Annotated in this window: 8 protein-coding genes; 3 read left to right on the plus strand and 5 right to left on the minus strand. The window is 70.0% G+C overall.

Annotated elements, in window-relative coordinates; all coding sequences use genetic code 11:
• The first annotated feature begins 38 nt into the window (after positions 1-38).
• Positions 39-1,037 (plus strand): diacylglycerol/lipid kinase family protein, encoded by a 999-nt coding sequence (locus tag DW296_RS04890; protein WP_136051327.1) that lies wholly within the window; start codon positions 39-41, stop codon positions 1,035-1,037.
• 12 nt (positions 1,038-1,049) lie between these two features.
• On the opposite strand, the gene DW296_RS04895 is transcribed toward DW296_RS04890, so the two are convergent.
• The 3 genes from DW296_RS04895 to DW296_RS16440 form a co-directional block, all read right to left on the minus strand.
• A complete protein-coding gene (locus DW296_RS04895; protein WP_136051328.1) occupies positions 1,050-1,796 on the minus strand; it encodes a hypothetical protein in 747 nt (248 codons plus the stop codon).
• A 57-nt stretch (positions 1,797-1,853) separates the two neighbouring features.
• Positions 1,854-3,314: a cardiolipin synthase gene (gene cls, locus DW296_RS04900; protein WP_136051329.1), complete on the minus strand. Its 1,461-nt coding sequence runs from the start codon at positions 3,312-3,314 to the stop codon at positions 1,854-1,856.
• Between the two features lie 86 nt (positions 3,315-3,400).
• Entirely contained in the window at positions 3,401-3,574 is a 174-nt protein-coding gene (locus DW296_RS16440) for a hypothetical protein (RefSeq protein ID WP_167627854.1), read from the minus strand.
• A 112-nt stretch (positions 3,575-3,686) separates the two neighbouring features.
• Here DW296_RS16440 and DW296_RS04905 point away from each other — a divergent pair, with 112 nt between their 5' ends.
• Complete coding sequence (locus tag DW296_RS04905; RefSeq protein WP_136051330.1) at positions 3,687-4,802, plus strand: DUF4192 domain-containing protein; 1,116 nt, start codon at positions 3,687-3,689, stop codon at positions 4,800-4,802.
• Positions 4,803-4,813: 11 nt separating this feature from the next.
• Here DW296_RS04905 and lysS read toward each other — a convergent pair whose 3' ends face one another.
• On the minus strand, positions 4,814-6,346 hold the full coding sequence (gene lysS, locus DW296_RS04910; RefSeq protein WP_136051331.1) for a lysine--tRNA ligase: 1,533 nt from the start codon (positions 6,344-6,346) through the stop codon (positions 4,814-4,816).
• A 119-nt stretch (positions 6,347-6,465) separates the two neighbouring features.
• On the opposite strand from lysS, the gene DW296_RS04915 reads away from it, so the two are divergent.
• Positions 6,466-8,319: a DUF2207 domain-containing protein gene (locus DW296_RS04915; RefSeq protein WP_136051332.1), complete on the plus strand. Its 1,854-nt coding sequence runs from the start codon at positions 6,466-6,468 to the stop codon at positions 8,317-8,319.
• Positions 8,320-8,374: 55 nt separating this feature from the next.
• Here the strand turns inward: DW296_RS04915 and DW296_RS04920 are convergent, their stop codons facing one another.
• Positions 8,375-9,067 carry a DUF2520 domain-containing protein gene (locus tag DW296_RS04920; protein ID WP_136051333.1) on the minus strand — a complete coding sequence of 231 codons (693 nt, stop codon included), beginning with the start codon at positions 9,065-9,067 and terminating at the stop codon, positions 8,375-8,377.
• Positions 9,068-9,132: the final 65 nt, after the last annotated feature.

Genomic DNA, 9,132 nt, shown 5'->3' on the forward strand with positions numbered 1-9,132 from the left:
GCCGCTCTCCGCGGACGATGCCGGTCTAGAGTAGCGCCATGACCACGAGTCCTCCCGTTCGGAAGCAGGCGGCGCTCGTGTACAACCCGGTGAAAGTCGACGGGAAGCGTCTGCGTGCCCAGGTCCGCGACCTGTCCCGCGAGGCCGGATGGGACCATCCAGCCTTCTACCCCACGACCGTGGAGGACGCGGGGCAGGGGGCGACGGCGGAAGCGCTCGCGCGCGGGGTGGACGTCGTGCTCGTGGCCGGCGGCGACGGCACGGTGCGGGCGGTTGCCGAAGCCATCGCCGATACAGGCGTGCCGCTCGCGATCCTCCCGAGCGGCACCGGAAACCTTCTCGCGCGCAATCTCGGTCTCCCCCTGGCCGACCCGGCGGAGATGATCCGCGCCGCACTCGGCGACTTCCGTCACCCGATCGACATCGGCTGGGCGCGGATGACCAGGGAGGACGGCTCCGAGGAGGAGCATGCCTTCGTCGTGCTCGCCGGCATCGGCCTCGACGCCGACATGATCGCGAACACGCGAGCCGACCTGAAGAAGTCCGTCGGCTGGATCGCCTACGTCGATGGCGCCGCCCGGTCGCTGCCCCGCGCGAAGCCCTTCCGCGCGGTCTACCAGATCGGCATGGGGCGCCTGCACTCCACGAAGGTGCACAGCATCCTGTTCGCGAACTGCGGCACCCTCCCGGCGGGTATCTCCCTGATCCCCGACGCATCCATCACCGACGCGACCCTCGACGTCGCGGTCATCCAGCCGACCGGCCTGCTCGGCTGGCTGGGCGTCTGGCGCAAGATCTGGTGGGACAACTCCGTGCTGCGCCGCTTCCGTGCCGGACGGTTCGTGCTCGAGCGCCGTGGTACGGACGCATCTGTCCATTACTTCCGGGGCGCCCGCGCGGAAGCTGCGGCGCCCGCCCCCACGCCCATCGAGCTCGACGGCGACGAGTTCGGCGAGGCCGTGCGCGTCACCTGCCGTGCCGACCCCGGCGCACTCCTGCTGGCTCTGCCCACCGGGCACCCGGTGCACATCCTCTGAGGAGCCGCCTCCTCAGCGGACGTCGACCGTGCCCTCCAGACCGCCGCCGACCAGGGTCAGCTGGAACGGACCATCATCGTCGACCTCGTCCTCGGCGAACTCGATCACCGTGGCCCGCGGCGCCATGTCCATGGTGCACACCTGGTTCTCGTCGGTGACGAACGTGACGGTCCCCGTGGACCCGTCGCCCTCGACGGACTCGACGACCGGAGCACAGCTGGAAGAGCCCCAGGTCAGGAGGACGAGCCCACCGTCGCCGAACCAGCCGGCCGAAGGCTGATACTCGGTCGGCGATCCCGGTGTCGCCGTGGCGTCGGGATCGGCGTCGACGTCGATCTCGTCGAGCAGGTCGCCATAGGTCGCGACGAGAGTGATGTCCTTCGTCGGGTCGACCCCCTCGGGCAGCGCGCCCAGGCTCGCGCGCGGTGCGAGGTCGGCCGTGCAGGCCTGTTCCGTCGCGCCGTCGGCGTCCGGCTCGACGAGGGTGACCGAGACCCGCTGTCCCTCGGCGGTGATGTCGTCGACCTGGGGCAGGCACGTCGAGGATCCCCAGCTCACGATGGCGAACATCCGTCCGTCGTCGAGGAGCGTCGCGTCCATGTCGTCCTGGTCGTCGCTGCTCCCCGCACTCCCTGGACCGCTGGACGGGTCGGACGTCGAGTGCGGTGCCGCTCCGCCGGGACCGACCGTGCAGCCGGCGAGGATGAGAGCCGCGGCGAGCGCGGAGGACACGGCGATCACAAGCCTGCGGGGAGTCATGCTCTCAGGCTAGCGGCGGGTTCCTCCGCCCGAAATGGGGCTTGACGGAATGCGCGGTCACTGCAGCGCGGAGGTCAGCCGCGCCAGGTTGTCGAGCACGGTGGAGCGCAGCGGCTGCTGCATCCATTCCTCGAGGGTCAGCTCCCTGCTCAACGACCGGTACTTGTCCTCGACCTCGCGCATCTCGGCGACGAACTCCTCGCCGCGGACGAGCATCGAGACCTCGAGGTTCAGGCCGAACGAGCGCATGTCCATGTTGCTGGAGCCGATGACGGCCACCTCGTCGTCGATCGTGAGGCTCTTGGTGTGGAGGATGTAGGGCTTCCGGTACATCCAGATCCGCACCCCCGCCCGGAGCAGCGCCTCGTAGTAGCTGCGCTGGGCGTGGTAGACCATGGCCTGGTCGCCCTCTTCCGAGACGAACAGCTGCACCTCGACACCGCGGTCCACGGCCGCCGTGACCGCCAGCAGCAGGGCCTCGTCCGGAACGAAGTACGGGCTGACGATCATGATCTGCTTCTTCGCCGCGTAGAGGAGCGCGAGGAACAGGCGCAGGTTGTTCTCGACCTCGAAGCCGGGACCGGACGGCACCACCTGGCAGTCCAGGTCCCCCGATCCGATGTTGGCGTGAGAGATGTCGATCTCCTCCAGCACGACATCGGTCTCGCTGTACCAGTCGCTGAGGAAGATCGCGTTGACGCTCAAGACCACCGGTCCGTCGAGCCTCACCATCAGATCGACCCAGTGCAGGCCGCGCCGGATGTTCTTCGGCAGGTTGTAGGTGGAGTCGGTGATGTTCTGCGATCCCAGGAAGGCGATGTTGCCGTCCACGACGAGCAGCTTGCGGTGGTTGCGCAGATCAGGGCGCTGCATCTTGCCCTTGAGCGGCTGCACCGGAAGCATCAGATGCCACTCGGCGCCCATCTCGTTGAGACGGGCGATGGTCTGGCGGTAGCGCGGCTTGCCCCGGTTCGCCCAGTGGTCGAGGAGCACGCGCACGGCCACACCCCGCGCAGCCACCTCTTCGAGGGCGCGGAAGAAGTTGTCCGTCGAGTCGTCGGACTGCAGGATGTAGAACTCGACGTGCACGTACTCCTGCGCCGTGCGGATGGCCTCCGCCATCTCGTCGAGCGACTCCTGGTAGTCGGAGATGAGGTGGGCGCCGTTGTCGCCGGAGAGCGGCAGGGCGCCGAGACGCTGGTTCATCTGCACGATCGGCCCGAACCAGGCGGGGGCGTTCGGCCGGAGCGTCCCGAAGTGGAGGTGCTCGCTGGTCTCCGCGATGTACTGGTTGATCTGCTCCTGCTTGCGGCGGCGTGCGCGCGGCAGGCGGGGGTTCCCGATCAGCAGGAACAGGAAGACGCCGACCACCGGGATGAAGAACACGGCGAGGAGCCAGGCCATCGCCGCGGTGGGACGGCGGTTGCGCGGGATGACGATGATCGCGGTGACGCGGATGATGATGTCGAGCACCAGGACGAAGGCGGCGACCCACCATCCCCAGGACTCCGCGGTCATCTCGCCCCCTCACCCACACCGAGGATGGTCACCCCGGGGCGCACCGGACCCGGTGCGCTCGCTTCACAGTAGCGGATGGGTCGGACTCAAGCGCGCGGCGGCAGCCCCCGCGCGGCGCGTTCCTCGGCCTCGATCTGCGCGTGCACCTTGCGCTCGGTGCGATCGAACCGGAGGATGCCGCGGAGGACGACGAAGAACACGATGCTGACGCCGACCGTCGGCAGGAGCGACCATGCCGCGGCGAGCCAGAAGTTGTCCATGCCTCCATCGTACGCGAGCGACTACTCGTGCACAGGCGCCGCTTCCCAGGAATCTCGTCCACATCGCTCCGTCCCCGGTCCGACGGAGACGGGGGTACGGGAACCTCTCTTCATGACAACCGTGCTCCGCGCCTCCGACTCCGCCCAGTTCCTCAGCATCGTGCCCGCTCTCGCAGGGTTCACGCCGCACGAGAGCATCACTCTCCTCCCGTTCCACGGCAGCCGCAGCGACGGGGCGATGCGACTCGATCTGCCCGACGCCGCCGTCCCTCTCCTGCACTACGCCGCAGCGGCTGTCGAGTTGCTCGGCCGCGTCCCCGGTACCGATGCGCTGGCTGTCGTCGTGTACACCGATGAACCACCCCAGACGACGCCCGATGGCCTCGTCCTCCCCCAGGCTGTGACGGTGGACACCCTTCTCGGATGTGCCGAGGAAGCGGGGCTGCGTACCGTCGAGGCCCTGTGTGTGACGCCCGAGGGATGGGCCCGGTATGACGACGAGGATCCGACGCTGCATCCTCTGTCGGACATCGTTCCGCCGCCGGATGCCTCCTCCCTCGGCGACGTCTCCGGCGATCAGTTCTCCGGCGCGGGGCTCCCGCCGGTCCGCGCCGCGGAGGAGGACCAGATGGCGCGCATCCTGCGCGGACTCGACGCCGCCCTCGCGCCAGGGCAGGCCGATCCCTCCGGTTCCGCAGAGCCGGAGGTGATCTCGGCGTGCGCGCTCCTCGACGACATCCCCGCCTTCCTCGAGTCAGTCGTCCATCACCACGACGGTCTACGGCCGTTCGACGCCGCAGCGCTCGTGTGGTGTCTCGGACGTCCGCCGGTGCGCGATGCGGCGATCGCCCAGTGGGCCACCGATCACCGTCGGGGCATTCGCACCATGGAGGCGCAGCTGGCCTTCGCCGCCTCCGGCGCTCCGGTGCCCGACGACATCGGACGGGTGTTCCTCGGCCGCGGCCCGGCGCCGGACGGGGAGCGCCTCCGCGCGGCCCTGCACGCCGTCCGACACGCCACCGCCCTGGCACCACGGGCAGCACGCCCCGGCCCGCTCACGGTCGCGGCCTGGCTCTCCTGGGCGCTCGGCCGTGCCACGCATGCAGGTCGCTACCTCGACATGGCGAGAGACATCGATCCCGGGTACAGCCTCGCGCTGCTGCTGGACACCATGATGTGCGGCGCCGTTCTGCCGGAGTGGGCGTTCCACGGGCGGCGTGGAGCGTGAGCGCCTCTCTCCTACTTGACCAGCGGGAAGAGGATGGTCTCGCGGATCCCGAGGCCGGTGATCGCCATCAGGAGTCGATCGATGCCCATCCCCATGCCCCCGGACGGCGGCATGCCGTGCTCGAGAGCCCGCAGGAACTCCTCGTCGATCGGCATTGCCTCGACATCGCCTCGCGCGGCGAGCTTCGCCTGCTCGACGAAGCGTTCGCGCTGGATGACGGGGTCCACGAGCTCGGAGTAGCCGGTCGCCAGCTCGAAGCCCCGGATGTAGAGGTCCCACTTCTCCACGACGCCCTCGACCGACCGGTGTTCGCGCACGAGAGGCGACGTGTCGACGGGGAAGTCCATGACGAACGTCGGCCGAACGAGGTCACCCTTCACGAAGTGCTCCCAGAGCTCCTCGACGAGCTTGCCGTGCGTGGCCTGAGGCGGCACGTCGACCCCGTTCGCCTCAGCGAAGGCGATCAGGTCGTCGACGGAGTCCGCGGGCGTGACAGTCCGTCCGGAGGCAGCCGACAGGGACTCGTACATCGAGATGCGGTCCCACTCACCGCCCAGGTCGTACTCGGTGCCGTCCGCCCAGGTGACCGTGGTCGACCCGGCGACGGCAACCGCGGCCTGCTGGACGAGTTCCTGCGTCAGGGCCGCCATCTGGTTGTAGTCGCCGTAGGCCTGGTAGGCCTCGAGCATCGCGAACTCCGGGCTGTGCGTCGAGTCGGCGCCCTCGTTGCGGAAGTTCCGGTTGATCTCGAACACCCGCTCGATACCACCGACGACGGCGCGCTTCAGGTACAGCTCCGGCGCGATGCGGAGGTAGAGCTCGGTGTCGAACGCGTTGGAGTGGGTGACGAAGGGGCGGGCGGACGCACCGCCGTGCTGCACCTGCAGCATCGGCGTCTCCACTTCGAGGTACCCGTGGGCAGCGAAGGTCGACCGCAGGCTCGCGTTCACCGCCGCGCGCGCACGCACGGTCGTCCGCGCCTGCTCCCGCACGATCAGGTCGAGGTAGCGGCTGCGCACACGCCCCTCTTCGCTGAGCTCGGCGTAGGCGTTGGGAAGCGGCAGGATCGCCTTCGACGCGATGGCCCAGTCGTCCGCCATGATCGACAGCTCACCGCGGCGGCTGGAGATGACCTCGCCGTGCACGAAGACATGGTCGCCGAGGTCGACGTACTCCTTCCAGTCCGCGAGAGAGTCCTCGCCGACATTGGCGAGAGAGATCATCGCCTGGATGCGGGTACCGTCGCCGGCCTGGAGCGTGGCGAAGCAGAGCTTGCCGGTGTTGCGGCTGAACACCACGCGCCCTGCGACGCCGACGACCACGCCGGTCTCGGCGCCGGGCTCGAGGTCGCCGTACTCCGCACGCAGCGCGGGGATGCTGTGCGTCACCGGCACCGCGACAGGGAAGGCGCCGCCGCCGGCGTCCGAGCGCTTCTCGATCAGACGCTCGCGCTTGGCGAGGCGGACGGCCTTCTGCTCGTGGATGTCCTCTTCGGTGGAAGGGGCGGCCGAGGCCGATTCGGGCGCGGCGGGCGCGTCAGTCATGTGCGGGGCTCCTTGGAAGTCCTCCCCAGTTTACCGAGATGGCGCGGCGAGCTCCGGCCAGGCGGCGAGGACGGGCGCGGGACGTCCTCGCCACGCGGTGCGCTGGGTAGCCTCGAAGCATGGCCCCCACTCGGATCCTCCGTGCGAGCGCCGTCGTCGCTCTCGCCACCGTCCCTGTCCTCGCGCCGGAAGCCGCCGTCGCGGTGTCCCCGGCGACCGCGACCACCATCGTCTCCGCCGCCGATGTGGATGAGTTCTCCTACGCCTCGTGGGACGCGGTGTACGACGTCGGGCTCGACGATAACGGCCGGGCGTACATGCAGGTGACGGAGACGCTCGTCGCGCGATTCCCCGACGCCGACCAGAACCGCGGCATCGTGCGCGGCCTGGCGACGACGTACAAGAACGCTGACATCGACACCCGGGTGCTCGCGGTCACCGATGAAGACGGAGCCGCCGTCCCGTACGAGACCGACGAGGACGACGGGACGCTCTTCATCCTCACCGGCGACGACGACTTCGTCCACGGTCTCACCACCTACGTCATCGAGTACGAGATGCACGACATCATCGTCGGGAGCGCACCCGACCCGTCCGGTTCCCGCACCGCAGACGAGTTCTACTGGGATCTCCTCCCGCTCGACAGCACACAGCCGATCGAGGCGTTCCGGGCCGACATCCGGTTCGACGCCGTGCTGACCGCCCATCTCACCGGCGCGACGAAGTGCTACATCGGCCCCTCCGGATCCACCGAGCCCTGCGACCTGGAGGGACCGATCGCGGACGGAGATGCCGCTTCCTTCCACGTCGAGGCCGGGCCTCTGCCCGCCGCGGACGGTGTGACGGTGGCCGTCGGCTTCGATCCCGGCACAGTGACTCAGCCCGCTGCCCGCATGCCCGACGCGGTCGCCGATCTCGGGCCGGCCGTCGCTGCTGCCGGCGCCGTGGGTCTGTCCGCGATCGGATGGGCAGTGGCCGTGGGTGCCGCCCGACGTCGGCGTCGCGCCACCGGGATCATCGTGGCGCAGTACGACGTCCCCGACGACCAGCCGCCCCTCCTCGCGGCCGCACTCCTGCCCGGAGCCAAGAACGTGGTCCCTGCCGAGATCGTGCACCTCGCCGTCCGGGGCGCGCTGCGCATCGAGGACGGGGCGTCGACCGGAGCGCCGCGGCTTCGACGACAGCCCCACGGCAGCGCGCCGAGTCCCCTCGATCAGGCTGCGCTCGACGCGCTCTTCCTCCACGCGGATGCGGGCGGCGTCGTGGATCTGCCGGCCGAGAGTGAGGCTTTCGCGACGCGGATGACGGCGCTGACGACGAAGGGCCACGAGGAGGCCGCCCGCCGGGGCCTGACGACCAGGGTGCGCAGCCGCGCGGCCGTCATCCTGCAGTCCGTGGCGATCGCCCTCGCCGTGGCGGGTCTCGTCGTCGCCATCGTCGCCGTGGCGTCCGGACGGTTGTCCGCCGGTCCCGCGCTTCTGGCGATCTCCGTCGGGGCACTGCTCGTCGCGGCCTCGAGCTTCTACACGTTCTCGCGGCACACGGTCCTGACGCCGGAGGGTGCACAGGCGTACGAGCACCTGCAGGGGGTTCGCGAGTTCATCCGCGTCGCCGAGGAGGACCGGCTGCGGATGCTGCAGTCCTACACCGGGGCGGAACGACGTACCGACGAGGGCGTGGACGTCATCCACATCTACGAGCGTCTCCTCCCCTACGCGATGCTGTTCGGCATGGAGGAGGAGTGGGGCCGCGTGCTCGAGACGGCATATACCCGGGAGACGCACGGCCCGTCCTGGATCGGCGACCCCGCATCCTTCGCGCTTCGCACGTCGCTCGTGGCGTTCATGAGTTCCTCCACGGCGGCGGCGACGTACTCCGCACCGTCCACCGGCACATCATCCAGCAGTGGCGGTTCGTTCGGCGGCGGATTCTCCGGTGGCGGGGGCGGCGGCGGCTTCTCCGGAGGACGCTGAGCCGGGAAGCGGTCGACGGGCGGCGCGGCGTGCACGATCACATGCCCGGACCCGATCAGACCAGCGGCGGCGGTTCCGAGGCGTCGCGCAACGCCCGCTCGACGGTCGACTGCACCAGCGCGGAGAGGAACCCGCCCGGATTCTCGACGCCGATCTCACGGAGCCGCGAGGTCGACTGACCGATGATCGAGCGGGAGAACTCCGTGGCCGTGGCGATCGCATCGGCATAGGCGGGACGGTCGGCCTCGGCGATGACGACCGGTTCGCACCCCATCTCCACGGCCAGCGCCTGGGCGATCGGGAGCACGGCGGCGGGAGCGGTGACCGCCGCGAATCCCGCCTGGAGCTGTCGGAGATCGATCGAGGTCCCCGTGAACGTGATCGCGGGATGCACCGCGAGCGGGATGGCGCCGCGCTCCGCCGCCGGGCGCAGGACCTCGATGCCCTGTGCCGGATCGGTGTGCAGGACGAGCTGGCCGATCTGCCACCCGCCGACCTCCGCGATGCCCGAGACGAGGGCCGGCAGCTCGGCGGAAGGCACCGCGAGGATCACGAGCTCGGCGCGCCGCACGACCTCCTGCGTGTCCAGCACCGGGACGCCGGGGAGAACCGCGGACGCACGCTCGTCGTCCGATCCGCTCGTGATCCCGACGATCGCATGTCCGGCTCCGGCCAACGCCGCGCCGACCACAGGGCCCACACGCCCCGCGCCGACGATGCCGACGCCGAGACGGCCGTCACGCACCACGCTCACTCCTCGCGCGGCGCGTCCGGTCGCGCCGGCGGGATCGACGGCGTCGGAGGCACGACCGA

Origin of the sequence: Microbacterium sp. K36, from assembly GCF_004794355.1 — a bacterium.
Taxonomy (GTDB): domain Bacteria; phylum Actinomycetota; class Actinomycetes; order Actinomycetales; family Microbacteriaceae; genus Microbacterium; species Microbacterium paraoxydans_D.

Bases quoted from the DNA above. Each gene is read 5' to 3' on its own strand.
- DW296_RS16440 (WP_167627854.1), bottom strand. From the start codon at position 3,574: ATGGACAACTTCTGGCTCGCCGCGGCATGGTCGCTCCTGCCGACGGTC.
- DW296_RS04915 (WP_136051332.1), top strand. From the start codon at position 6,466: ATGGCCCCCACTCGGATCCTCCGTGCGAGCGCCGTCGTCGCTCTCGCC.
- DW296_RS04895 (WP_136051328.1), bottom strand. From the start codon at position 1,796: ATGACTCCCCGCAGGCTTGTGATCGCCGTGTCCTCCGCGCTCGCCGCG.
- lysS (WP_136051331.1), bottom strand. From the start codon at position 6,346: ATGACTGACGCGCCCGCCGCGCCCGAATCGGCCTCGGCCGCCCCTTCC.
- cls (WP_136051329.1), bottom strand. From the start codon at position 3,314: ATGACCGCGGAGTCCTGGGGATGGTGGGTCGCCGCCTTCGTCCTGGTG.
- DW296_RS04905 (WP_136051330.1), top strand. From the start codon at position 3,687: ATGACAACCGTGCTCCGCGCCTCCGACTCCGCCCAGTTCCTCAGCATC.
- DW296_RS04890 (WP_136051327.1), top strand. From the start codon at position 39: ATGACCACGAGTCCTCCCGTTCGGAAGCAGGCGGCGCTCGTGTACAAC.